Source organism: Pseudomonas botevensis (assembly GCF_019145475.1).
GTDB classification, from domain to species: Bacteria; Pseudomonadota; Gammaproteobacteria; order Pseudomonadales; family Pseudomonadaceae; genus Aquipseudomonas; species Aquipseudomonas botevensis.
Genome location: NZ_JAHTKI010000008.1, coordinates 77,975 through 99,554, shown reverse-complemented (window position 1 = coordinate 99,554; position 21,580 = coordinate 77,975). Strand labels below are relative to the sequence as shown.

The 21,580-nt window shown below is 62.2% G+C and carries 26 protein-coding genes; 15 read left to right on the top strand and 11 right to left on the bottom strand.

The features are described 5' to 3' along the window. Positions 1–131: 131 nt before the first annotated feature. The 3 genes from rnd (at position 132) to KVQ74_RS12520 (ending at position 2,594) form a co-directional block, all read left to right on the top strand. Positions 132–1,265, top strand: coding sequence for a ribonuclease D (gene rnd / locus KVQ74_RS12530; protein ID WP_217831393.1), 1,134 nt, complete (start codon positions 132–134; stop codon positions 1,263–1,265). Continuing rightward, on the top strand, positions 1,262–1,555 hold the full coding sequence (locus KVQ74_RS12525; protein WP_217831392.1) for a YcgL domain-containing protein: 294 nt from the start codon (positions 1,262–1,264) through the stop codon (positions 1,553–1,555). The genes rnd and KVQ74_RS12525 overlap by 4 nt, the downstream gene beginning before the upstream one ends. Positions 1,556–1,661: 106 nt before the next feature. After that, on the top strand, positions 1,662–2,594 hold the full coding sequence (locus tag KVQ74_RS12520; RefSeq protein WP_217831391.1) for a D-2-hydroxyacid dehydrogenase: 933 nt from the start codon (positions 1,662–1,664) through the stop codon (positions 2,592–2,594). A 64-nt stretch (positions 2,595–2,658) separates the two neighbouring features. Here KVQ74_RS12520 and KVQ74_RS12515 read toward each other — a convergent pair whose 3' ends face one another. Continuing rightward, positions 2,659–3,252, bottom strand: a complete 594-nt coding sequence (locus KVQ74_RS12515) for a nitroreductase family protein (RefSeq protein ID WP_217831390.1) — start codon at positions 3,250–3,252, stop codon at positions 2,659–2,661. A gap of 280 nt (positions 3,253–3,532) precedes the next feature. Here KVQ74_RS12515 and KVQ74_RS12510 point away from each other — a divergent pair, with 280 nt between their 5' ends. Both KVQ74_RS12510 and KVQ74_RS12505 read left to right on the top strand, forming a co-directional pair. Continuing rightward, entirely contained in the window at positions 3,533–3,982 is a 450-nt protein-coding gene (locus KVQ74_RS12510; protein ID WP_217831389.1) for a YcgN family cysteine cluster protein, read from the top strand. A gap of 26 nt (positions 3,983–4,008) precedes the next feature. Beyond that, positions 4,009–5,238 carry a hypothetical protein gene (locus KVQ74_RS12505; protein WP_217831388.1) on the top strand — a complete coding sequence of 410 codons (1,230 nt, stop codon included), beginning with the start codon at positions 4,009–4,011 and terminating at the stop codon, positions 5,236–5,238. Positions 5,239–5,337: 99 nt separating this feature from the next. Here the strand turns inward: KVQ74_RS12505 and KVQ74_RS12500 are convergent, their stop codons facing one another. The 4 genes from KVQ74_RS12500 to KVQ74_RS12485 all read right to left on the bottom strand — a co-directional run bounded on the left by KVQ74_RS12500 (position 5,338) and on the right by KVQ74_RS12485 (position 7,555). Next, the gene (locus tag KVQ74_RS12500) at positions 5,338–5,715 is read right to left on the bottom strand and encodes a YgaP family membrane protein (RefSeq protein WP_217831387.1); all 378 of its coding nucleotides are present in this window, start codon (positions 5,713–5,715) and stop codon (positions 5,338–5,340) included. Between the two features lie 81 nt (positions 5,716–5,796). After that, entirely contained in the window at positions 5,797–6,267 is a 471-nt protein-coding gene (locus tag KVQ74_RS12495) for an RNA methyltransferase (RefSeq protein ID WP_046816778.1), read from the bottom strand. A gap of 180 nt (positions 6,268–6,447) precedes the next feature. Next, the gene (locus tag KVQ74_RS12490; RefSeq protein ID WP_008034789.1) at positions 6,448–6,819 is read right to left on the bottom strand and encodes a YajD family HNH nuclease; all 372 of its coding nucleotides are present in this window, start codon (positions 6,817–6,819) and stop codon (positions 6,448–6,450) included. 49 nt (positions 6,820–6,868) lie between these two features. After that, a complete protein-coding gene (locus KVQ74_RS12485; RefSeq protein ID WP_217831386.1) occupies positions 6,869–7,555 on the bottom strand; it encodes a spermidine synthase in 687 nt (228 codons plus the stop codon). A gap of 78 nt (positions 7,556–7,633) precedes the next feature. On the opposite strand from KVQ74_RS12485, the gene KVQ74_RS12480 reads away from it, so the two are divergent. After that, positions 7,634–7,918 (top strand): hypothetical protein, encoded by a 285-nt coding sequence (locus KVQ74_RS12480; protein ID WP_217831385.1) that lies wholly within the window; start codon positions 7,634–7,636, stop codon positions 7,916–7,918. On the opposite strand, the gene KVQ74_RS12475 is transcribed toward KVQ74_RS12480, so the two are convergent. Both KVQ74_RS12475 and KVQ74_RS12470 read right to left on the bottom strand, forming a co-directional pair. Beyond that, positions 7,915–8,388, bottom strand: coding sequence for a cyclic nucleotide-binding domain-containing protein (locus tag KVQ74_RS12475; RefSeq protein ID WP_217831384.1), 474 nt, complete (start codon positions 8,386–8,388; stop codon positions 7,915–7,917). The two genes, KVQ74_RS12480 and KVQ74_RS12475, sit on opposite strands and share 4 nt — an antisense overlap. 144 nt (positions 8,389–8,532) lie before the next feature. Continuing rightward, positions 8,533–10,587 carry a S9 family peptidase gene (locus KVQ74_RS12470; protein WP_217831383.1) on the bottom strand — a complete coding sequence of 685 codons (2,055 nt, stop codon included), beginning with the start codon at positions 10,585–10,587 and terminating at the stop codon, positions 8,533–8,535. Between the two features lie 153 nt (positions 10,588–10,740). On the opposite strand from KVQ74_RS12470, the gene KVQ74_RS12465 reads away from it, so the two are divergent. From KVQ74_RS12465 to KVQ74_RS12455, 3 genes are read left to right on the top strand one after another with little or no spacing between them, the layout of a single operon-like run. Next, a complete protein-coding gene (locus KVQ74_RS12465; protein WP_217831382.1) occupies positions 10,741–11,238 on the top strand; it encodes an MFS transporter in 498 nt (165 codons plus the stop codon). A gap of 16 nt (positions 11,239–11,254) precedes the next feature. After that, the gene (locus tag KVQ74_RS12460) at positions 11,255–12,031 is read left to right on the top strand and encodes a class II glutamine amidotransferase (RefSeq protein WP_025110635.1); all 777 of its coding nucleotides are present in this window, start codon (positions 11,255–11,257) and stop codon (positions 12,029–12,031) included. Positions 12,032–12,044: 13 nt separating this feature from the next. After that, entirely contained in the window at positions 12,045–12,587 is a 543-nt protein-coding gene (locus tag KVQ74_RS12455; protein WP_217831381.1) for a DUF2937 family protein, read from the top strand. Between the two features lie 39 nt (positions 12,588–12,626). Here the strand turns inward: KVQ74_RS12455 and KVQ74_RS12450 are convergent, their stop codons facing one another. Continuing rightward, positions 12,627–13,538, bottom strand: coding sequence for a LysR family transcriptional regulator (locus tag KVQ74_RS12450; protein ID WP_217831380.1), 912 nt, complete (start codon positions 13,536–13,538; stop codon positions 12,627–12,629). Between the two features lie 145 nt (positions 13,539–13,683). Here KVQ74_RS12450 and KVQ74_RS12445 point away from each other — a divergent pair, with 145 nt between their 5' ends. From KVQ74_RS12445 to KVQ74_RS12430, 4 genes are all read left to right on the top strand, one after another. Beyond that, positions 13,684–14,970 carry an MFS transporter gene (locus KVQ74_RS12445; RefSeq protein WP_217831379.1) on the top strand — a complete coding sequence of 429 codons (1,287 nt, stop codon included), beginning with the start codon at positions 13,684–13,686 and terminating at the stop codon, positions 14,968–14,970. Between the two features lie 63 nt (positions 14,971–15,033). After that, positions 15,034–15,786: a 5-oxoprolinase subunit PxpA gene (locus tag KVQ74_RS12440; protein WP_217831378.1), complete on the top strand. Its 753-nt coding sequence runs from the start codon at positions 15,034–15,036 to the stop codon at positions 15,784–15,786. Then, positions 15,783–16,487 (top strand): 5-oxoprolinase subunit B family protein, encoded by a 705-nt coding sequence (locus KVQ74_RS12435; protein WP_217831377.1) that lies wholly within the window; start codon positions 15,783–15,785, stop codon positions 16,485–16,487. Before KVQ74_RS12440 ends, KVQ74_RS12435 begins: the two co-directional genes overlap by 4 nt. Beyond that, positions 16,484–17,407, top strand: a complete 924-nt coding sequence (locus KVQ74_RS12430) for a 5-oxoprolinase subunit C family protein (protein WP_217831376.1) — start codon at positions 16,484–16,486, stop codon at positions 17,405–17,407. Before KVQ74_RS12435 ends, KVQ74_RS12430 begins: the two co-directional genes overlap by 4 nt. 98 nt (positions 17,408–17,505) lie before the next feature. Here KVQ74_RS12430 and KVQ74_RS12425 read toward each other — a convergent pair whose 3' ends face one another. Further along, on the bottom strand, positions 17,506–18,684 hold the full coding sequence (locus KVQ74_RS12425; protein WP_217831375.1) for a vWA domain-containing protein: 1,179 nt from the start codon (positions 18,682–18,684) through the stop codon (positions 17,506–17,508). 12 nt (positions 18,685–18,696) lie between these two features. Continuing rightward, entirely contained in the window at positions 18,697–19,542 is an 846-nt protein-coding gene (locus KVQ74_RS12420; RefSeq protein WP_007911294.1) for an AAA family ATPase, read from the bottom strand. 201 nt (positions 19,543–19,743) lie between these two features. On the opposite strand from KVQ74_RS12420, the gene KVQ74_RS12415 reads away from it, so the two are divergent. Together KVQ74_RS12415 and KVQ74_RS12410 are read left to right on the top strand one after the other, a co-directional pair. After that, positions 19,744–19,974 carry a DUF4160 domain-containing protein gene (locus KVQ74_RS12415; RefSeq protein WP_217831374.1) on the top strand — a complete coding sequence of 77 codons (231 nt, stop codon included), beginning with the start codon at positions 19,744–19,746 and terminating at the stop codon, positions 19,972–19,974. After that, complete coding sequence (locus tag KVQ74_RS12410; protein ID WP_217831373.1) at positions 19,962–20,456, top strand: DUF2442 domain-containing protein; 495 nt, start codon at positions 19,962–19,964, stop codon at positions 20,454–20,456. Before KVQ74_RS12415 ends, KVQ74_RS12410 begins: the two co-directional genes overlap by 13 nt. On the opposite strand, the gene KVQ74_RS12405 is transcribed toward KVQ74_RS12410, so the two are convergent. Continuing rightward, entirely contained in the window at positions 20,453–21,529 is a 1,077-nt protein-coding gene (locus KVQ74_RS12405; protein WP_217831372.1) for a DUF748 domain-containing protein, read from the bottom strand. The genes KVQ74_RS12410 and KVQ74_RS12405 overlap by 4 nt on opposite strands. Positions 21,530–21,580 lie beyond the last annotated feature (51 nt).

The following is a 21,580-nucleotide window of genomic DNA, read 5'->3' as shown; positions in this document are numbered from 1 at the left end:
GCCTGCGGACACGTTCTGTCAGACTATTCTTGCTCTCACGCAGGAGATTTCATCAAAGCTCCTGCCCTGTAGAGGCGCGGAAAGCGCCGGCGGCGATATATACTGCGCGCCATTCTTCAAGGGAGAGCCGTGTGGCCATCGATATTCACTGGATTCGCGACAACGATAGCCTCGCGCGGTTTTGCGCCGAGTGGCAGCAGTTGCCCTTCGTTGCCCTCGACACCGAATTCATGCGGGTCGACACCTTTTATCCGATTGCCGGCCTGTTGCAGGTTGGCGACGGCAAACGCGCCTACCTGATTGATCCGCTGACCATCGACGCCTGGCAACCGCTGGCCGCGTTGCTGGAGAACCCGGCGGTGCTCAAAGTCCTGCACGCGTGCAGCGAAGACCTCGAAGTCCTGTTGCGCCTGACCGGCAGCCTGCCGGCGCCGCTGTTCGACACGCAACTGGCCGCCGCTTACCTGAACCTCGGTTTTTCCATGGGCTATTCGCGGCTGGTGCAGGAAGTGCTCGGCATCGAGCTGCCCAAGGGCGAGACCCGTTCCGACTGGCTGCAGCGTCCGCTGTCCGACACCCAGATCAGCTATGCCGCCGAAGATGCCGTGCATCTGGCGGAAGTTTTCGTACAACTGCGGCCGAAGCTGTCCGACGACCGATTCGCGTGGGTGCTGGAAGACGGAGCCGAACTGGTCGCCAACCTGCGGCGCGAAACCGATCCTTACGAGGTGTACCGCGACGCCAAGCTGGCGTGGAAGTTGTCCCGGGCACAACTGGCGGTGCTGCGAGAGCTGTGCGCCTGGCGTGAGCGCGAGGCCCGTGCCCGTGACCTGCCGCGTAACCGCATCGTGCGCGAACACTCGCTGTGGCCGCTGGCCCGCACGCAACCGGACAACCTCGGGGCGCTGGCGAAAATCGAAGACATGCACCCGCGTACCGTGCGTCAGGACGGCGAATTTCTGCTTGATCTGATCAAGCGCTCTGGCAGTGTGGGGCCTGATCAATGGCCGCCGGCCATACCGGAGCCGTTGCCGATCGAGGCTGCCGCACTGATCAAGCAACTGCGCGCGCTCGGGCAGGCCGAAGCCGAACGCCTGGGCATCGCGCCGGAACTGATGCTGCGCAAGAAAACCCTCGAAGCGCTGGTCAAAAGCGGCTTCCCCGAGGGGCCTTACCAATTGCCTGATTCGCTGCGTGGCTGGCGCCGCGAATTGATGGGCCAGAAGCTGCTCGACAGCCTGGCCACCGCCGGAGAACAGCCTTGAAACGTATTTGCTCCATTTATCAAAGTTCGAAGAAGGCCGGCATGTACCTCTACGTGCTCAAGAGTGACGCGCTGGAGCGGGTGCCGGAAGCCCTGTTGGCTGCGTTCGGCAAGGCCAGGCACTCCTTTGACCTGGTGCTGACCCCCGAGCGCAAACTGGCGAGCGAAGACATCACCGTGGTCCTGGAAAACCTCGAGAAGCAGGGTTATCACCTGCAAATGCCGCCGGCCGAGGAGGAGTACATCGAACACCTGCCCGAAGAGTTGCTGCGACGCAACGACCCGGTCTGATCCACGAGGCCCCGTCCTGGGGCCTTTTGTAACCCTGGAATTGTTTTTACGGCGATGACCGCCCCGATGCTGGCGGCCGTCTGCACGGCTTGCGAAAGGTTTGAAGATGCGCGTTCTGATTGCTGAACACGACCACGCGATATACGCCCGGCTGCTGCGTCAGGCGGCTCCGGAGCTTGAAGTGATGACCAGCGGCGATTCCGCCGAGCTGGCCCGTCAGGCCGTTGACTGTCCGGTGTGGCTGGGGCAACCGGACCTGCTGGCGACCCTGCTGCGCCAGGGCCATCAGCCGCAATGGTTGCAATCGACCTGGGCTGGTATTACCCCGTTGCTGGCCGATGGCTTGCGCCGCGACTACCGGTTGACCCGGGCGGTGGGGATCTTCGGTCAGGTGATGGCCGAATATGTCCTGACCTACATGCTCGGTCACGAGCGCGAAGTGCTGGCACGGCTGGTCAGTCAGGTCGAGCGCAAGTGGGATAACCGCACCGGCCAGAGCCTGGCCGGGCGCAAGGTGCTGATCGTCGGCACCGGTGACATCGGTCAGAGCGTGGCGCAGTTCCTGCGGCCGTTCGGGGTCGAGTTGTATGGCATCGCCAGCAGCGCCCGTGAGCAGGAACCGTTCGTGGAAGTCGGCTCGATGGCGGACTTGCCACGGCTGGTGGGCGAGGTGGATTACGTGGTCAATCTGCTGCCCAACACCGAGCACACCCACGACATTTACGACGCAGCGCTATTCAAGCAATTCAAACCGACCGGGTTGTTCATCAACGCCGGGCGCGGTGTGGCGGTGGTCGATGCGGATCTGGTGGCCGCATTGAAGGAAGGCCATCTGGCCGGCGCGGTGATCGACGTCTGCCGTCAGGAGCCGTTGCCGCAACGTCATCCGTTCTGGACCGCCTGGGGCTTGCTGCTGACCGGGCACAGCTCGGCGCCGACATCGCCGGCGATGATGGTGCAGTTGTTTGTCGAGAATCTGAAGGCCTGGCAGGCGGGCGAGGCGTTGCGCGGGGAAGTGGATTTCACTCGGGGTTATTGAGTTTCCCCACACCCAGAAGTGGGAGCGGGCAAGCCCGCTCCCACCGTTGTTTTTGCGCTGCGGCTCAGAGGGTGAAGTCGCCTTCGGCCGCCGTTTCGTTCAGCGGGCGACGCGGGCTTGGCTCTTCGCGCGCTTGCAGGTAGTCCGCCAGGGTCGCCTTGTCGCCCAGCTTGCCCACGGCAACTGCCGCGTGCAGCGCGTAACCTTCAGGAATCTTCAGCTCCTTGCGGGTCAGCTCCTGATCGAAACCGGCCATGCCGTGGGTGTGCCAGCCGCTGATGCTCGCTTGCAGCGCCAGGTGGCCCCAGGCCGAACCGGTGTCGAAGGTGTGCCACAGCGCCGGGGTTTCTTCGCTGGCGCCCGGTGCGGTGAACGTGGTCTTGGAGATCACGATCACCAGTGCCGAGGCGTGTTGCGCCCAGGCACGGTTGAATTCGTTGAGCAGACCCAGGTAACGCTCCCAGTTCGGCGTGTCGCGGCGGGCGTAGAGAAAGCGCCACGGCTGCGAGTTGTAGGCCGACGGCGCCCAGCGCGCGGCTTCGAAGAAGCTCAGCAGGGTTTCTTCGGGAATTGCTTCGCCGGTGAAGGCGCGGGGCGACCAGCGATCGGTGAACTGCGGGTGAATGGCGTAATCGGCAACGCGAGGGTTGGCACTCATCGAGAGATTCCTTGCTGTGTTCGAGTAAAAGTCGAAATGAAAACCCGGCGGGATCAGTTGGGCTGAACGATAGGGTCTGGCGCAGGCCTGCAGTTCACCGGAATGCAACGCGGTCGAGCGTTAATGGCACGCCGGTCAGGGCTTGCGGTGCCTGGCAAAGCTACTTGGCCGCGCAAAAACTGACAAGTGCCACGCAACCGGCAGTCGCCAGCGCTTGGCCCGCAAGGCCTTGGGCACTAGACTGGCGGCCTTTTCACCACCTGATGTTGATGCTTGAGCCATGGCCGCCAAAGTCGAACCGTTCTGGATACGCAAAACCCTCGATCAACTCGATCTGGAGGAATGGGAATCGCTGTGCGACGGCTGTGGTCTGTGCTGCCTGCAAAAACTCGAGGATGAGGACGACAACAGCGTCTATTACACGCGAATCGCCTGCAAGCTGCTGGATCTGAAAACCTGCCAGTGCAGCGATTACCCGAATCGCCGTGAGTTTGTCCCGGACTGCATCCAGCTCACGCCGGGCCAGGCCGAAGAATTCAAATGGCTGCCGCCGACCTGCGGCTATCGGCTGGTCAGCGAAGGCAAGGATCTGCCGCTGTGGCATCACCTGGTCTGCGGCGACCGCGATGCGGTACACCACGAGCGGATTTCCCAGTCCGGGCGCATGCTCGCCGAGGGCAGCGTGCCGGAAGAAGACTGGGAAGATCATCTGATTTTCCGGGCGGGCTGAAGGTACTGATTCACGAAGGAGTGTGTATGGCTGGGGGACGGCGCCACGCGCTGATCGTCGGACTGCTGGCGCTGAGCGCGCCGGTGTGGGCGGCGAAGAAGGTCGATCTGGATTATCACGTGCGCCTGTTGCCGCAAAGCGATCAGGCTGAGGTGCGCCTGACCCTGGCCAAGGGCGAGGCGGTGCGCAGCCTCGATTTCGACCTCGGCGATGGCAGCCATTACAGCGACTTCAAGGCCGACGGCCAGTGGCAACTGACGCCGGGCAAGCAGGCGCGCGGGGTGTGGCGTCCGGCGGCGGACAAGGCCAGCCTGACCTACCGCGTGCGTATCAGCCACGGACGCAAGAGCGGCAGTTTCGACACGCGCATGACCCCGACCTGGGCGCTGATGCGCGGCGATGAACTGGTGCCGCCGGCCAGACTCGATCAGCAGGATGGCATCGAGCTGATCTCACGCCTGCAATTCGAACTCCCCGAGGGCTGGAAAAGCGTCGAAACCGCCTGGCCGCGCATCGGCAAGAATAAATTCCGCATCGACAACCCGTCACGTCTGTTCGACCGCCCGACCGGCTGGATGCTCGCCGGGCATCTTGGCAGCCGTCGCACGCGCCTGGGCGAAACCGAAGTCACCGTAGCCTCGCCGCAAGGCCAGGGCATGCGGCGGATGGACGTACTGACCTTGCTGACGTTTGTCTGGCCGCAGGTGCAAGCGGTGTATCCGCGTCACCCGGGCAAACTGCTGATCGTCGGTGCCAACGACCCGATGTGGCGCGGCAGCCTGGCGGCGCGCGAATCGATTTACCTCAACACGCGTTTGCCGCTGGTCAGCGAAAGCGGCAGCAGCGCCGTGGTGCGCGAGTTGGCCCAGGTGTTCGGGCGGATCAACGACGAGCAGCGCAGCGACTGGATCAGCGAGGGGTTTGCCGAGTACTACGCCATCGAACTGGTACGCCGCGCCGGTGGCATGAGCGATGAGCGTTATCAGGCGTTGCAGGCGAAACTGGCGAAGGACAGCCAGAAAGTCACGACCTTGCGCGGCGAACAGGTCAGCCCGGCGCAGCTGTCAAAAGCGGTTCTGTTGATGCAGGAACTGGATCGCGAGATTCGTTTGCAGACGCGCAACAAGCGCTCGCTGGATGATGTGTTGCGTGGCGCGATGCATTTGGGACGGGTCGACACCAAGGAGTTCGTGCAACTGGCCGAGAGCGTCATTGGCGAGTCGTCGAAGGTACTGGATACCGCGTTGCTTCAGTAAAAACGCTTCGCGGGCGAGCCCGGCGCCCACAGAGATTACTCACCCGTGGGAGCCGGGCTCGCCCGCGAAGGGGTCATCGGCCTTGGCGCAAATCGCGCATCAAACCCCGGCTTTCGGCGACTTCACCGAATCATTCCCGGTCACCGTCGCGGTGCTGGTCGCTGCTTCGGCATTGGCCTTCAGCTTGCTCAATTCCTCACCGGCCCGCTCGATTTTGGCGCGCACGTTGTTCATGTCCTGACGGCTTTTTTCCAGCAGGCTTTTGACCGAGCTGTGCCCGGTGATGCCACGGGCCATGGCCACGCCGCCAATCGCCACCTGAATCAGACCGAACACGCCGCCACGGCGCAGGCCCTTGCCGACCATCAGCACACCGCCCGCCAGCGAGCCGATGCGCTCCCAGCCTTCGACGTTCTGTTCGGAACGGCTCTGGAAAGGGGTGGATTCGATACGTTCGACGCGTTTGAGTTCGGTCATGATCTTTCTCCAGGCAATGCGTAATGGATAGATAAGCTGACTGCCGCAGCTGTCAGCTCGTTCCATCGAATGTGCGGCGCTTCAGCGGAATTTCGGCCCGGAGCGGGTGTTCAGGCCCTTGGCCATGCGGTCGTAGAGCACGACGTTGACCGTGGCGGCGAGGTTCATGCAGCCGGTGGTCGGGATGTACACCACGTCTTCGCACCAGTCGCGGATTTCTTTATCCAGCGAGCCGTCTTCCGGGCCGAAGATGTACAGGGCGCGATCCGGGTGGGTGTATTCCGGCAGCGGGCGGGCGCCGTCGACGAGTTCCACGGCCACCGGCACGCAATTGAGCGGCAGGATCTTTTTCAGGTCATCGATGCCGATCAGCGGGATGTCGTAGTGCACACGCTTGGTGTCGGTGACGAAATCGGCGGCGCGCTCATAGCGCTTGCCGGTGTAGAACACGGACGCCACGCCATAACAGCCTGCGGCGCGCATCACCGAACCGACGTTCTCCGGTGACTTGGGGTTATACAAACCAATGCAGCTGTACCGTTTGTCTGCCACGAGCGGGGTGCCTTCGGGAAAAAGAGGGCGATTATACGGGGATTGGGGGAGGGGCGGCAGCTTGTCGATTTGCGGTGTCTGTACCGGCCCCTTCGCGAGCAAGCCCGCTCCCACAAGGCAAGACATTCCCCTGTGGGAGCGGGCTGGCCTGCGAAGAGGCCAGCCCGGACGACGAAGATTTCAGTCGTCTTTCTTCATCAACCCGGCGAGCGCCGCAAATGGATTGTGCGTGGCCTTGGCGATTTTCGGCGTGCTCAGGGAGCCTTCGCCGAAATACTGCTGGTCGGTGTAACGCGAGTGTTCGTTGTCGTGGCAGTACAGGCACAACAGTTCCCAGTTCGAGCCGTCCTGCGGGTTGTTGTCGTGGTTGTGATCGCGGTGATGCACGGTCAGCTCGCTCAGGCGCTTGCCGGAAAACTCACGGGCGCAGCGGCCGCACACATGCGGGTACATCTTCAGGGCCTTGTCGCGGTAGCCCATTTCCTTGTCGCGCTGGTTGTCGGCGAGGATGCGATCCAGCTTCGAAGTGTTGGTCGGGGTGGACGAACTCATGGGTTCACCTTTGTAAAAGACTAATGACGGTTATGGGGTGAAGTTTAGCTCAGCCCTTGAGCTTCTCGGCAATCCAGATCGTGTGGCGGGTGCCCTTGTTGCCGTGGGCGTAGACCTGCACTTCTTCGGCCTTGAAACCGGCGTGCTTCAATTTTTCGGAAAACTGCCGGTCGGCGCTGGCCGACCACACCGCCAGCACGCCTTTGGGTCGCAGGGCCTTGGCGCAGGCGTGCAGTCCGGCGGCGGAGTACAGCCAACTGTTGGCCTTCTGGGTCAGGCCTTCGGGGCCGTTGTCGACGTCGAGCATGATCGCGTCGAAACCGTTCGGCTCGCTTTGCAGCACCTTGGCTACATCGTCCTGACGGATCAGCGTGCGCGGATCGAGCAACGGACGACCGGATTTTTCACCGAGCGGGCCACGGTTCCACTCGACCACGCCGGGCACCAGTTCGGCGACCACCACTTCAGCGGTTTTCCCCAGATGCTTGAGCGCGGAGGCGAGGGTGAAGCCCATGCCGAGTCCGCCGATCAGCACGCGCGAATTCGGTCGGCCGGCGACCTTGCGGCAGGGGATCTCGGCCAACGCATCTTCGGAGCCGTGCATGCGGGTGTTCATCAGTTGCCCGCCATCGCCGCCCTGGATCTTGATCACGAAATCCTCGCCGTACTCGAACAGGCACAGGGCTCCGCCATTGTCAGGGATCGGCGTGGTGTCGAGCAGAACGAAACGTTTCATGGAATTCTCTACAAGGGGAAGGCAAGCAGGCGCGGTTGGAGTAGCCTGAACGCAGACTCAAGGCCAACGGAGCCATTGATGAAGTGCCTCATTCTAACGGCCATTACCCTGGCCGCGCTCTCGATAACGACGGTACAGGCCCAACAGGCCATTCCCGTCAGCCCGACGCCGCAACCCGGCTCGCCCGGCACCGCGACACCGACCCCGTATCCGCAGATCAGCCCGGTCCCGACTCCCCGCACTGGCCCCGGCAGCGGTGGACCGCCGCTGGTGCCGATCGACCTGCCGACCCCGCCGGCCAAGGATCAGCCACTGCCGGGCCTCGAGCAGAACGACACCCGGAGCAAATCCCCCGGCGGCTAGATCTGCTGCGCCGCCAGTTGACCGTCGGCCATGCGCAGGCGTTTGGACAGCGAGACGGCGAGGGCGCGGATGATCTTGGCGGCGATCTTCGGTGCGTCGTTGAGCATCTTTTCCAGCGAGTCCTTGCCCAGATTGAGCAACTGACAATGGGTTGCCGCCACGCAAGTCGCTGAACGGCGTTCGCCGTCGAGCACGGCCATTTCGCCGAACGCCCGACCGCTGCGCAGGGTGGCCATGGTCACCATCTGGCCATCGCCGTTGGTCTTCTGCACGGCCACCTGGCCGGTGTGGATGATGCACATGAAGCTGCCGGCATCGCCCTCGCGAAAAATCGCCTCGCCTTCAGCTACGGTGCTGATGCTGAAATACCCCGAGGCAGCGGCGAAGTCCGCCAGTTGCAATTGATCGAACAGGCCACAGTCCATCAGCCAGCCACGGATTTCGTTGTTCAGTAAAGTTGGTTCTGACATGTCGTCGAGATCTTTTTTGTTTTCACTGTTTCGAGGCTCTACACAGACTTTGCGGGAGCGGGCAAGCCTGCTCCCGCAAAGGGGATGTGTCTGCTATCGGCCTGCGCTGTCGGGAGTTAAGACCCGACTGACCGACGGAGTTCCTCAGGCGATCCCGAGAACCTTGAAAACAAATGCATATTCGAGCGCTACGTCACGTAATCCCTGATAGCGCCCGCTCATCCCGCCATGGCCGGCGCCGAGTTCGGTCTTGAGCAGCAACGGATGGTCGTCGGTCTTGGTCGCGCGCAGTTTCGCCACCCACTTGGCCGCTTCCCAATACTGCACGCGGCTGTCGTTGTAGCCGGCGATCACCAGCGTCGCCGGATACGCCTGGGCAGTGACGTTTTCGTACGGCGCGTAGGCCTTGAGCCGCTCATAGACTTGCGGCTCTTCAGGATTGCCCCATTCGTCGTATTCGGTGACCGTCAGCGGCAGATCCGGGTCGAGCATGGTGTTGAGCACGTCGACGAACGGCACTTCGGCAATCGCCACGCCGAACAGCTCGGGACGCTGATTGAGCACCGCGCCGATCAGCAAGCCACCGGCACTGCCGCCGCTGATCGCCAGTTGCGCGGCGGTGGTGATGCCGTTGAGGATCAAGAACTCGGCGCAGGCAATGAAGTCGCTGAAGGTGTTCTGCTTGTGCTCCTGCTTGCCGGCGCGATACCAGGCTTCGCCCAGCTCACCGCCGCCGCGCACGTGGGCGATGGCAAACGCCATGCCGCGATCGAGCAGGCTCAGACGCGCGTGGGAGAACCACGGATCGAGGTTCGAGCCATACGCGCCGTAGCCATACAGATACAGCGGCACCGGTTTGCCAAGCATTTCGCGCTTCATCACCAGACTGATCGGCACCTGTGTGCCGTCCGATGCGGTGGCCCACAGGCGCTGGCTGACGTAGGTATCGGCGTCGAACGGGCCGAGTACCGGGGTTTCCTTGAGCACTTTTTGCTCGCCGGAGGCGAGAATCAACTGACGAACCTGGGCCGGACGGTTCAGGGCTTCATAGCGCAGGCGAATGCGGTCGCTGTCGAATTCCAGGCTGTTTTGTACATAGAGGCTGTAGGCCGCGTCCGGCAGCTGTACGCGATAAGGCGCCAGACCTTGTGGGTGAACCTCTATGACCGGCAGACCACCTTCGCGCAGGCTCAGGGTCATGGCGGCGGCATTCAGGCTCACACCGTCGAGCATCACTTCGTCGTTGTGTGGGATCAGGTTCTGCCAGTCGGACTCACTCGGCGCGACGCCGGTGTCGGGCGCCTGATACAGGGCAAAGTTGATGCCGTCGCGGTTGGTGCGGATAAACCATGTCCACTCGCCATCGAGCTTGCCGTGGTCGACGTCGTACTCGTGATCCTCGACCCGTGGCGCCAGGCAGGTGAATGGCTGCTGTGGCTGATTGGCGTCCAGCACCCAGACTTCGCTGGTGGTCTTGCTGCCCAGGGACAGGAGCAATTGCTGTTCGGAACTGGAGCGGTAGCAATGCAGGAAGAAACGCCCGTCCGGTTCGTGGAACACCTCTTCGGCGGCGGTGCCGTCGAGGCGGTAGCGGAACAGTTTGCATGGGCGATGGGTGTCGTCGAGGGTGCCGAAGAACAGGGTCAGGCTGTCGTTGGCCCAGGTCATGGAGCCGTCGCAGTCCTGGAACTCCAGTTCACTGACACGGCCGTCGGACAATTCCTTCACGAACAGGGTGTAAATCTCGTCACCCGAGGCATCGACGCTGTAGGCCAGGCGTTGGTGATCGGGGCTGATGCTGAACGCGCCGAGGGAGAAAAAGCCGCCGTTGGCCAGCTCGTTCGGGTCGAGCAGCAACTGCTCGCGGCTTTCGTCGAGGGTCAGGCTGTCGTCGGCCGGGCGCGGGCAGCGGTAGTGGCGGGCGTATTCATCGCCGGCGGTGGTGCGGGTGTAATAGAGATACGGTCCCCACGGCGAGGGCAGGGACAGGTCGGTTTCGAGGATCCGGCCCTTGATCTCTTCGAACAGGGTTTCACGCAGTTCGGCCTGATCGGCGGTCTGCGCCTGCTGGTAGGCGTTTTCGGCCTTGAGGTAGTCGAGCACCGCGTCGGTGTCGCGTTCCTGCAGCCAGGCATACGGGTCGACACCGGCGTCCTTGCGGGCGATCGGGGCACTGATGGCGTTGGCGGATTGGGGCATGGAAGGCTCTCGGACAAATACTGAAATGGGGTTTCGCGGATCTTGAGGTCACAACCGAACCTGTGGGCGCGGGCTGCACCGGACCGACTGGCATTGGGACAAGCCTGGCGGGCGAAAAGTCGTTACTATAAGCGCCTATTTGCCTGCCTTGCCATGGACACCATGACCGAGAACGACTATCTGATCGCCTGGGGCCTCTACGCCTTCGCCGCTTTGGGCTGCCTGCTGGTGTGGATGCGGATGACCCGCTGGATGTGGCGCTGGCTGCGCGAGCCGCTGCGTGTATTGATGGCAGTGTTGCTGTTCAGCCCGACCATCATTGACCCGGTGAAGGAAAAATACGCCCCGGCGGTCGCCATCACGGCGCTGGATCTGGCGTTCAAGGTCGGCAACAACGCCTTCCGCGCGATTTCCGAACTGCTCATGTACGCCATGATCGCCTTGGGCCTGTATCTGGTGTTCGTGCTGATCCGCCTGCCTATCGAACGTGCTTCCAATGCGCGCAAGGAGAAGGCCGAGGCTGCCCGTGCAGCGGCGCGTGTCGAGGAGCGGGACGACGATCAACCGTTCGGCGGTGCCGGGGATGACCGTTACGGCCGCCCGCCAGTGCCGAGCAACCCGCAGCGCATGCGGGTCGAGCCGCGTCTGTAATCACGAGAGTCCGCACATGTGTGAATTACTGGGCATGAGCGCCAACGTGCCGACCGACATCGTGTTCAGCTTCACCGGGCTGATGCAGCGCGGCGGTCGCACCGGCCCGCACCGCGATGGCTGGGGCATTGCATTCTATGAAGGTCGCGGCTTGCGCCTGTTCCAGGACCCGGCGGCCAGCAGCGAGTCGGAAGTGGCCAATCTGGTCCAGCGTTACCCGATCAAGAGCGAAGTGGTGATCGGGCACATTCGCCAGGCCAACGTCGGCAAGGTCTGCCTGTCCAACACCCATCCGTTCGTCCGCGAGTTGTGGGGCCGCAACTGGTGCTTTGCACACAACGGCCAGCTCGCCGACTTCACACCGATCAAGAGCTTCTACCGCCCGGTCGGCGACACCGACAGCGAAGCGGCGTTCTGCGATTTGCTCAATCGCGTAAGGGCGGCGTTTCCCGAGCCGGTGGACATCGAAGTGTTGCTGCCGGACCTGGTCGCCGCGTGCGCCGAATACCGCAGCAAAGGCGTGTTCAATTGCCTGCTCAGCGACGGCGACTGGCTGTTCTGCTATTGCTCGACCAAACTGGCCCAGATCACCCGCCGTGCCCCGTTCGGCCCGGCGCGACTCAAGGATGTCGATGTGATCGTCGACTTCCAGGCCGAAACCACGCCCAACGACGTGGTCACGGTGATTGCCACCGAACCCTTGACCGAAAACGAAACCTGGACCCGCTACGAGCCGGGCCAATGGAGCCTGTGGCGACGCGGCGAATGCGTCAGCCAGGGCACGACCGAATAAGGATCTCTCCCCGATGTTGCTCAGTTATCTACGGCTGGTGTTGTTTGCGGCGGGCCTGTTGATCGGTGTCCAGGTGCCGGGGTTCATCAACGATTACGCGAAACGGGTCGAAGCGCATCTGATCGAGGCCCAGACCGGCTTGCGCGGTTTCCAGGGCACCGCCGAGCAGTTCTTCAAAGGTGATTTGCAGGCGCTGGTCGCACATTACCGTGCCAGCGAAGACCCGGTGTTTCGCAGCGACGCCGACAGCCTGAGTACCTTGCTCAATCGCCAGCTCGCGCTGGATAAACAGTTCCAGGCCATGCAAGGCCCGTGGTACATCCGCTTCCTGCAAGTGGTGCTGGCCGCCGACCCGGACATTCGCAAGGAAACCTGGAACGGCTACAGCTACCAGATCCTGCTGACGCCAGAGGCGATGATCTGGGGCATGAGCGGCGCAATGCTGTTGTCGTTCGGCCTCGAATGCCTGTTCCGTCTGATCGACTGGGTGGTGCTTGGCGGCAAGCGTGCGCGGCAGAGCCGGCCGATCGAAGACCGGGATGTGCGCGGCTTGTAACCGAAACCCTCCGCTGATCGTTCCCGCGCGTGGGAACGATCAGGTCAGGCTGATGTAGCTTTCGCCCACCTTGCGCGCATACCCCTCCAGCACCTGCTGACACAGCGTCACGATTTCCTCGACCCACTCGACACCCGTGCGCCACGACACCACCACTTGCAGGTTCGGTGGCCGTTGATCGAGATCCAGCAATGTCAGTTCACCTCGCGCCAGTTCTTCGGCCACCAGCACTGGTGGCAAGGCGCCGATCCCGAAGCCGTCGCGCAACAGCCGGGTAATCGCCGACACCGAATTCACGCAGTTCAGCCGTGGCGCCAGCACGCCGTGGGCCTGCATCAGCGCGAGGATGTCCTGATGCGGACGGGAGTTTTTCGAGTAAGTGATGATCCGCTCCCGGGCCAGATCGGCGAGGCTGGCGTAGTCGCGGTTGTAGATCGAGCTACTGGCGACGATCCAGCCGATCGGATGGCTGGCCAGCTCCAGGCTGCGCACACTTTCATGGCGCACCAGATCGGTTTGCAGGATCAGGTCGAGAAAGCCTTTTTGCAGCTGATCGCAGAGGTTCAGCGACGTATCCGCCACCAATTCGATTTCCACCCGTGGATACAAATCGGTCATCTGCGCCACCAGCGGGCTGAGCCAGGTGTGGATCACCGTGTCCATCACCCCGATCCGCACCCGCCCGACCTTGCTTGAGCGGGTCTCGATTGACTGTTTCAGCGCCTGCATCGTGTCGAGCATCTGCTCGGCGTATTCCAGCACTTTCAACCCTTCCGGCGTCAGGCTGACGCCTCGGGAATCACGCAGAAACAGCTTCACCCCAAGCTCGCTTTCGAGCACGGCGATACGGCTGGAAATCGACGCCTGGGTGGTGAAGAGCTTGTCGGCGGTCAGGCGAAAATTCTTCAACCGGGCGACCCAGACAAAGGTTTCGAGAAACTTCAGGTTCATGGCAACAAATTTTTCTTATGTCTTGGGCGGGTTTTTATTCGTTGGACGCCGCCGGGCTGCGCGCCCAAAAATCGACGCATCCGGCTCCCACGATAGGCGTCGTCGGAGCTACGAACAAGACCAATAAAAACCGCGGAGATTTGCCATGATTGCTCCCGACACCCTCGATTTACCCAAGGCTTCGGCGCGTCCCGGGCCGTTCGACTGGTATCGCAATATCAATCAGCAGGAGCGCCGCACCTTCTGGAGCTGCAAGATCGGCTATGGCCTGGACGGCATGGACACCCAGATGCTCAGCTTTGTGGTGCCGACCCTGATTGCGATGTGGGGCATCACCACTGGTCAGGCCGGGCTGATCCACACCAGCACCCTGATCGCCTCGGCCATCGGCGGCTGGGTCGCGGGGATTCTCTCCGACCGCATCGGTCGTGTGCGCACCCTGCAACTGACGGTGCTGTGGTTCGCCTTCTTCACCTTCCTCTGCGGTTTCGCCCAGAACTACGAACAATTGCTGATCGCCCGGACCCTGATGGGCTTTGGTTTCGGCGGTGAGTGGACCGCCGGCGCGGTACTGATCGGCGAAGTGATCCGCGCCAAGGATCGCGGCAAAGCGGTAGGGATGGTGCAATCGGGCTGGGCCATCGGTTGGGGGCTGACGGCGATTCTGTATGCGCTGCTGTTCTCGGTTTTGCCGCCGGAAGACGCCTGGCGTGCGCTGTTCATCCTCGGCATCGTTCCGGCCATTTTCGTGATTTTCGTGCGGCGTCTGGTGAAAGACCCGGAGATCTACCGCGAAGCCAAGGCCCGGCAAACCCCGGAGAATCCAGCGAAGTTCTACGAGATCTTCGCTCCCGGCATGCTCTTCACCACGATTCGCGCGTCATTGCTGACCACCGGTGCGCTGGGTGGCTACTACGCGATCACGTCCTGGCTGCCGACCTTTCTGAAGAACGAACGCGGCTTGAGCGTACTCGGCACCGGCGGTTATCTGGCGATGGTGATCGTCGGTTCCTACGTCGGTTACGTCATCAGCGCGTATCTGACCGACCTGCTGGGGCGCAAGAAGAACTTCATCCTGTTCGCCGTCGGTTCGTTCACCATCGTTCTGCTCTACACCCAACTGCCGGTCAGCAATGGCGTGATGCTGTGGCTCGGGTTCCCGCTGGGCTTCTTCGCTTCGGGGATCTTCAGCGGCATGGGCGCGTTCCTCACCGAGCTGTTTCCGACGCGGATTCGCGGCTCGGGCCAAGGCTTTTGCTACAACGTCGGCCGGGCGCTGGCGGCGTTGTTTCCGCTGCTGATCGGCCTGCTCAGCCAGAAAGTCCCGCTGAGTGTCGGCATCGGCGCCTTTGCGGCGGTGTCCTACGGGGTGGTGATTCTCGCGGCGCTGAGCCTGCCGGAAACCCGTGGCAAGCAACTCGATGCGCGGTAACTGATAACCTGCGGGGCAAACGTCCTACAGCAAAAGAGACACGAATCTACAGGAGTGTTCACCGTGAGCCGCCTGCTATTGAACTGCGACATTGGCGAGAGCTTCGGCAACTGGACCATGGGTCTGGATGCGGAGGTCATGCCCTTCATCGATTGCGCCAATATCGCCTGCGGTTTCCACGCGGGTGACCCGAGCATCATGCGCAAGACGGTCAGCCTGGCCCTGAGTCATGGCGTGCAGATCGGCGCGCATCCGGCCTATCAGGATCTGGTCGGCTTCGGCCGACGTTCCATGGCCTACACCGCCCAGGAACTGCAAGACATCCTGCATTACCAGATCGGCGCCCTCGACGGCATCTGCCGCGCCCAGGGGGGGCGGGTCAGCTACGTCAAACCCCATGGCGCGATGTACAACGACATGATGGCCAACCCGGCGCAACTGCGCGCGGTGATCCAGGCCGTCGCGGCCTATGACCGCACGTTGCCGCTGATGCTGATGGCGACCCGCGACAACGCACCGGCCCAGCAACTGGGTGACGAATACGGCGTGACTTTGTGGTTCGAAGCGTTCGCCGATCGCGCCTACGACAGTGCTGGCCGGCTGGTGTCGCGGCAACTGCCGGGCGCCGTGCATCACGATCCGCAAACCATCATCGGGCAGGCGCTGACCATCGCCCGTGGCGACAACCTCACCGCCAGCGACGGCAGCGCCCTGCATCTGCAAGCCAATACCCTGTGCGTGCATGGCGACAATGCCAGTTCGGTCGCCGCCGTACAGCGCATTCGTCAGGCCTTGAACGAGCAGGGTGGCGCATGAATCCGCGGGTGGAAGTGGTGGCGCTGGATTGCCTGATGCTGCGCCTGTTCGACGAAATCGCCGAAGCGAACATGCCGTGGATGCTTGCCGCCAGCGAGCGATTGCGCGCAGCGTTCGGCGCGCATCTGATCGATCTGGTGCCGTCCTACACAACGTTGATGGTGCATTACGACCTGACGGCGCTGAACCCGAATCAGGCCCGGGAGTTGATCGCCGAGGCGCTGATCGATCTGTCGCCGAATGCGCGCACCGGCGGCCAGTGCCATGTGCTGCCGGTCTGGTACGACCTGAGTGTCGGCCCGGAACTGAGCCTGTTGTCTCGGCGCAGCGGGCTGGCGGTGGAGGAGGTGATCCGCCGCCACAGCGCCCGGGAATATCAGGTATTCGCCCTCGGGTTCGCACCGGGCTTTGCCTTCATGGGGCTGGTGGAAGAGGTCCTGGCGGCGCCGCGTTTGAACACCCCGCGCAAGAAAGTCGCCGCTGGCAGCGTCGGTATCGCCGAGCGTCAGACCGCCGCGTACCCGGTGGTATCGCCCGGTGGCTGGAACCTGATCGGTCGTACACCGGCCAGACTGTTCGACCGTAATCGAGAGGGCTACAGCCTGATGCAGCCCGGCGACACCGTGCGTTTCGAGGCGGTGAGCCATGCCGAATTCATCAATCTCGGCGGTGACGACACGCCTCTGGAGGCGCTGGCATGAGCCGACTGACGATTGAAGCAAGTACGCCGCTGTGCCTGTTGCAGGACGCCGGACGCTTCGGTGTGCGGCACCTGGGCGTGACCCAGGGCGGCGCGGCGGACTGGCGCTCGATGGCCTGGGCCAACTGGCTACTGGGCAACGGGCTGAATCTGCCGGTGATCGAAATCACCCTCGGCGGATTCACTGTGGTGGCCGAAGAGGATTGCCTGCTGGCCTTGGCCGGGGCGGATCTCGGCGCGCGGATCGACGGCGAGGTGTTGGCGCCGTGGCGCAGTTTCAAGTTGCGCAAAGGGCAGACCTTGCAGTTCACCCAGCCATTGCTCGGCGCGCGGGCCTATCTGGCGGCGCCCGGTGGCTTCAGTGCGCCGCAGGTGTTGGGCAGCAGCGCCACGGTGGTGCGGGAGGAACTCGGTGGACTCGATGGCAGGGGCGTGCCACTGGCCAAGGGCGCGACCCTGAGTTATCAGGGGGAAACCCTGCTGGTGCGCGAAGTGCCGGCGCAGCATCGTCCGGATCTGCGGCTCGATACGCCGCTGGATCTGGTACTGGGGGCGCAGATCGGCGAGTTCAGCGGGCAGAGTCTGTTCGATGTGTTCAACAGCCCATGGACTCTGGACAGCCGCGCCGACCGCATGGGCATTCGGCTGCTGGGCACGGCGTTGCAGTATCAGGGCCGGCCGATGATTTCCGAGGGCATCCCGCTGGGGGCGGTGCAGGTGCCGCCGGACGGGCAGCCGATTGTGTTGCTCAATGATCGGCAGACCATCGGCGGCTATCCGCGATTGGGGGCGTTGACGCCCTTGGCACTGGCGCGGCTGGCGCAGTGTCTGCCGGGGACGCAGGTGCGCTTGAAACCGGTGGTGCAGGAGGTGGCGCACCGGGAGCAAGTCGAGTATCTGCAGCGCTTTATCGACCGATAAAAGCTTCGCGGGCAAGCCCGCTCCCACAGGATGTGTGCTGTTCACAACCCTGTGGGAGCGGGCTTGCCCGCGAAGAGGCCATTACTGGCGACGCCTATCTACTTGGACAGAAAGCGCATCCCTTCCTCCAGCCCACGCAACGTCAGCGGATACATCTGATCCTCGATCAGATCGCGCACGATGTTGGTTGAGGAGGTATAGCTCCAGGTGTCCTTCGGATACGGGTTGATCCAGATGAGCTTCTTGTATTTCTCCATGAAGCGCTGCATCCACACGTAACCCGGCTCCTCGTTCCAGTGCTCGACGCTGCCGCCGGCCTGGGTGATTTCGTAAGGCGCCATGGCCGCGTCGCCGATGAAGATCACTTTGTAGTCGGCACCGTACTTGTGCAGCAGGTCCTGGGTCGAGGTGCGCTCTGAGGTGCGGCGCATGTTGTTCTTCCACACCGACTCATAAATGAAGTTGTGGAAGTAGAAATACTCCAGGTGTTTGAACTCGGTCTTGCAGGCCGAGAATAGTTCCTCGCAGATCTTCACATGGGCGTCCATCGAGCCGCCGATGTCGAACAGCAGCAACAGCTTCACCGTGTTGCGCCGTTCCGGACGCATCTGGATGTTGAGCAGGCCGGCATCCTTGGCGGTGTGGTCGATGGTGCCGTCGATGTCCAGTTCTTCCGCTGCACCCTGACGGGCGAATTTGCGCAGGCGGCGCAGGGCGACCTTGATGTTGCGGGTGCCTAGCTCCACCGAGTCGTCGAGGTTCTTGTACTCGCGCTGATCCCAGACTTTCACCGCTTTGCCCTGGCGCTTGCCGGCATCGCCGACCCGGATGCCTTCCGGGTTGAAACCGCCGGAGCCGAACGGGCTGGTGCCGCCGGTGCCAATCCATTTGTTGCCGCCGGCGTGGCGTTCCTTTTGTTCTTCCAGGCGTTTCTTGAACTCTTCGATCAGCTTGTCCAGCCCGCCGAGGGACTGGATCTGCGCGCGTTCTTCATCGGTCAGCGAGCGTTCGAATTCCTTGCGCAGCCAGTCCTCGGGAATCAGCGCCTGCAGGTGATCGTCGAGTTTTTCCAGGCCATTGAAGTAGGCCCCGAAGGCGCGGTCGAACTTGTCGAAATGCCGTTCGTCCTTCACCAGAATCGCCCGGGACAAGTAGTAAAACTCGTCCATATCGGCGAAGGTCACGCGCTGTTTCAGCGCGTTGATCAGGTCGAGCAGCTCGCGCACCGACACCGGCACCTTGGCGGCGCGCATTTCATTGAACAGGTTGAGCAACATGGCTTCAGCCTCTTAACGGGTGCCGCGACGGCTCATGAACGCCAGGCGCTCAAGCAGTTGCACGTCCTGTTCGTTTTTCACCAGGGCGCCGGCCAGCGGCGGGATGGCCTTGGTCGGATCGCGCTCGCGCAGCACCGCTTCGCCGATGTTGTCGGCCATCAGCAGTTTCAGCCAGTCGACCAGTTCGGAGGTCGAAGGCTTCTTCTTCAGCCCAGGCACCTTGCGCACATCAAAGAACACGTCCAGCGCTTCGCTGACCAGGTCCTTCTTGATGTCCGGATAGTGCACGTCGACGATTTTCTGCAGGGTGGTGCGGTCGGGGAAAGCGATGTAGTGGAAGAAGCAGCGGCGCAGGAACGCGTCCGGCAGTTCTTTCTCGTTGTTGGAGGTAATGATGATGATCGGGCGCTTTTTGGCCTTGATGGTCTCGTCGATCTCGTAGACGTAGAACTCCATCTTGTCGAGTTCCTGCAACAGGTCGTTGGGGAACTCGATGTCGGCCTTGTCGATTTCGTCGATCAGCAGAATGACCCGCTCCTCGGACTCGAAAGCCTCCCAGAGCTTGCCCTTCTTCAGGTAGTTGCGCACGTCGTGGACTTTTTCATTGCCCAGTTGCGAGTCACGCAGACGGCTGACCGCGTCGTACTCGTACAGGCCCTGATGGGCCTTGGTGGTGGACTTGATGTGCCAGGTGATCAGCTTGGCGCCGAACGATTCGGCCAGTTGCTCGGCGAGCATGGTCTTGCCGGTGCCCGGCTCGCCCTTGACCAGCAGCGGCCGCTCCAGCGTGATGGCGGCGTTGACCGCCAGCTTCAGGTCATCGGTGGCAACGTAGGCCTGGGTGCCTTCGAACTTCATCTGCTAATCCTCGAACGGTAACGCCGACCTGCACGGGCAGGGCGGAGGCGAAAAAATCGGATGCCCGACTATAACGCGCAGTCCGGTCGACTGTGAACGCAGACGGCTTATTCAGTCTCTGAATGGAGCGTCACATGTTGACTCAGTCTCGGCCGATGGCCAGTATTCAGGTATCGCCGATTTGGCGATAGCTTCTGTTGCATGTCTACCAAATACCGATTTAGAGATAAATACCGCATTCAGTTGCGCGAAAAAGATCACCCGCCGCCCCATGTACACCTGACCGGCGGCGGGGTGGACGTGATGCTGAGCCTGGAAACCTTAGAGGTCATGATGGGCAAGGTGCCGTCGCTGATCATTAAAGAGGCGCAAGCTTGGGTCGCGGCCCATCAGACTCAATTATTGGAGGACTGGAAACGATGCTACCCATGAAGCGGCCACGATTGTCGGCAGTAAAGGTACTAGGGGACTGGCGTCTGGCTTTGACCTTTATCGACGACCAGCAACTGACCCTCGATTTGAGCCGTGATCTGTACAAATACCCGGGTTTGAGTCCGCTGCTCGATCCCGGCGTATTCGCCACGGCCACGTTGGAAGACGACGGTTGGAGCGTGGAGTGGCCGGGGCCGGATATTCAGATTGGCGCCGATACGCTGTATCGGGACGCGTTGGCACAGAATACGGTGGACGAAAACACCCGGATCTTCATCGATTGGCGCGCCCGTACGGGGTTGCCACTGGTGCAGGCTGCCGAAGCGCTGGGTGTCAGCCCTCGCAGCATCAGTCGCTACAGCAATGGCCGTGAGGCGGTTCCCCGTTCGTTGGCTCTGGCTTGTCTGGGCTGGGACTCGTTGCAACAGGGCTCCCTGGCGGCGGAGGAGTCGGGTCGCTACATTGTCAGCCGAAAACCCTAACCGGCCTCCGGCTTCGGCCGCTCATACCGGGCGTTGAAGGCCTGGATGAAGCCGTTGCGCAAGATCTGCAAAAATGCTTCGAACGCGCTGATATCTTGCTGATGCACGCTGCCGCTGAGTTCGACCCGGGTGGCGAACTGGTTTTTGCCCTGATTCTTCAGCACGGTTTCGGTGCCGCCGACCAATGCTTCCCAGATCGAACGGAAAATGCCCTTGTTCTTGTTTTCCACGTCCTGCTGCCAGTTGAATACGTCGACGTCGCGCAGCAGTGGTTTGATGTAGCCCTTGAGCTGGGCCTTGCTGGCCTGGGCTTCGATCACCACGTCACCGTGGCCGGCGTTGAAGTCGAACTTGCCGTAGGCCGAAGCGAAGTCGTTCATGCTTTTGAGTTCGATGTCGCGGGCGCGCAGGCGGAATTCGAAGTCTTCGAAGTTGCTCAGCGGATCGAAGGTGGCGCTGGTTTCCAGCGGTGCGTGGCCCAGTAGCAAGGCTTTACCTTCGAAGGTGGCGTCGCGCTTGCCCTGTTTGTCGACCACGTTGGTCAGGTTATAGATGCTGGCCTCGACCCGGGTCGCGTTCATGTTCACCGGCGGTTTGGAGTTGAAGTTGCGGAAGCTGATGCGCCCGTCGTGGATCTGCACTTCGTCGAGGGTGATTGGCAGCAGCTTGCCCAGTTGCGCGCGCCAGTCGGTGCCTTGACCGGTCTGGGAGTTCTGCTTGTTGGCCCCGCCATCGACGAAGTTCACCTGGGGTTTGAAGAACTTCACTTGCGCCACCACCGCATGGTCGTACCACAGCGAATGCCAACTGACCGACAGATCGATCAGCGGCGCATCGACGAACGGTACGGGCACCTTGCCGTCGACCTTGACGATTTTCAGCCCGTTGATCTTGTAGGCACCGCGCCATAGCGCCAGGTCGACGTCGGTGATCTGCCCACGGTAATCGCCCATGTTCGCCAGTTTGTCGTTCAGGTAATCGCGCACCAGATAGGGCAGGGCGATGTGCAGGGCAACCAGCAACACGACAACGGTGGCGAGGGTCCACAACGGCCAGCTGTAGCGACGCTTCATGACGGCGATTTCCGGACAATGTAAGCGATTGACTTCCGGTGGCCGCAGACG

Excerpts from the sequence above, each read along its gene's own strand:
- KVQ74_RS12480 (WP_217831385.1), top strand. The coding sequence starts at position 7,634 with ATGAAGTGCCTCATTCTAACGGCCATTACCCTGGCCGCGCTCTCGATA.
- KVQ74_RS12450 (WP_217831380.1), bottom strand. The coding sequence starts at position 13,538 with ATGAACCTGAAGTTTCTCGAAACCTTTGTCTGGGTCGCCCGGTTGAAG.
- KVQ74_RS12410 (WP_217831373.1), top strand. The coding sequence starts at position 19,962 with ATGCTACCCATGAAGCGGCCACGATTGTCGGCAGTAAAGGTACTAGGG.
- KVQ74_RS12405 (WP_217831372.1), bottom strand. The coding sequence starts at position 21,529 with ATGAAGCGTCGCTACAGCTGGCCGTTGTGGACCCTCGCCACCGTTGTC.
- KVQ74_RS12415 (WP_217831374.1), top strand. The coding sequence starts at position 19,744 with ATGTCTACCAAATACCGATTTAGAGATAAATACCGCATTCAGTTGCGC.
- KVQ74_RS12460 (WP_025110635.1), top strand. The coding sequence starts at position 11,255 with ATGTGTGAATTACTGGGCATGAGCGCCAACGTGCCGACCGACATCGTG.
- KVQ74_RS12490 (WP_008034789.1), bottom strand. The coding sequence starts at position 6,819 with ATGAGTTCGTCCACCCCGACCAACACTTCGAAGCTGGATCGCATCCTC.
- KVQ74_RS12500 (WP_217831387.1), bottom strand. The coding sequence starts at position 5,715 with ATGACCGAACTCAAACGCGTCGAACGTATCGAATCCACCCCTTTCCAG.
- KVQ74_RS12510 (WP_217831389.1), top strand. The coding sequence starts at position 3,533 with ATGGCCGCCAAAGTCGAACCGTTCTGGATACGCAAAACCCTCGATCAA.
- KVQ74_RS12435 (WP_217831377.1), top strand. The coding sequence starts at position 15,783 with ATGAATCCGCGGGTGGAAGTGGTGGCGCTGGATTGCCTGATGCTGCGC.
- KVQ74_RS12470 (WP_217831383.1), bottom strand. The coding sequence starts at position 10,587 with ATGCCCCAATCCGCCAACGCCATCAGTGCCCCGATCGCCCGCAAGGAC.
- KVQ74_RS12455 (WP_217831381.1), top strand. The coding sequence starts at position 12,045 with ATGTTGCTCAGTTATCTACGGCTGGTGTTGTTTGCGGCGGGCCTGTTG.
- KVQ74_RS12475 (WP_217831384.1), bottom strand. The coding sequence starts at position 8,388 with ATGTCAGAACCAACTTTACTGAACAACGAAATCCGTGGCTGGCTGATG.
- KVQ74_RS12505 (WP_217831388.1), top strand. The coding sequence starts at position 4,009 with ATGGCTGGGGGACGGCGCCACGCGCTGATCGTCGGACTGCTGGCGCTG.
- KVQ74_RS12465 (WP_217831382.1), top strand. The coding sequence starts at position 10,741 with ATGGACACCATGACCGAGAACGACTATCTGATCGCCTGGGGCCTCTAC.
- KVQ74_RS12485 (WP_217831386.1), bottom strand. The coding sequence starts at position 7,555 with ATGAAACGTTTCGTTCTGCTCGACACCACGCCGATCCCTGACAATGGC.
- KVQ74_RS12515 (WP_217831390.1), bottom strand. The coding sequence starts at position 3,252 with ATGAGTGCCAACCCTCGCGTTGCCGATTACGCCATTCACCCGCAGTTC.
- KVQ74_RS12420 (WP_007911294.1), bottom strand. The coding sequence starts at position 19,542 with ATGAAGTTCGAAGGCACCCAGGCCTACGTTGCCACCGATGACCTGAAG.
- KVQ74_RS12425 (WP_217831375.1), bottom strand. The coding sequence starts at position 18,684 with ATGTTGCTCAACCTGTTCAATGAAATGCGCGCCGCCAAGGTGCCGGTG.
- KVQ74_RS12520 (WP_217831391.1), top strand. The coding sequence starts at position 1,662 with ATGCGCGTTCTGATTGCTGAACACGACCACGCGATATACGCCCGGCTG.
- KVQ74_RS12445 (WP_217831379.1), top strand. The coding sequence starts at position 13,684 with ATGATTGCTCCCGACACCCTCGATTTACCCAAGGCTTCGGCGCGTCCC.
- KVQ74_RS12430 (WP_217831376.1), top strand. The coding sequence starts at position 16,484 with ATGAGCCGACTGACGATTGAAGCAAGTACGCCGCTGTGCCTGTTGCAG.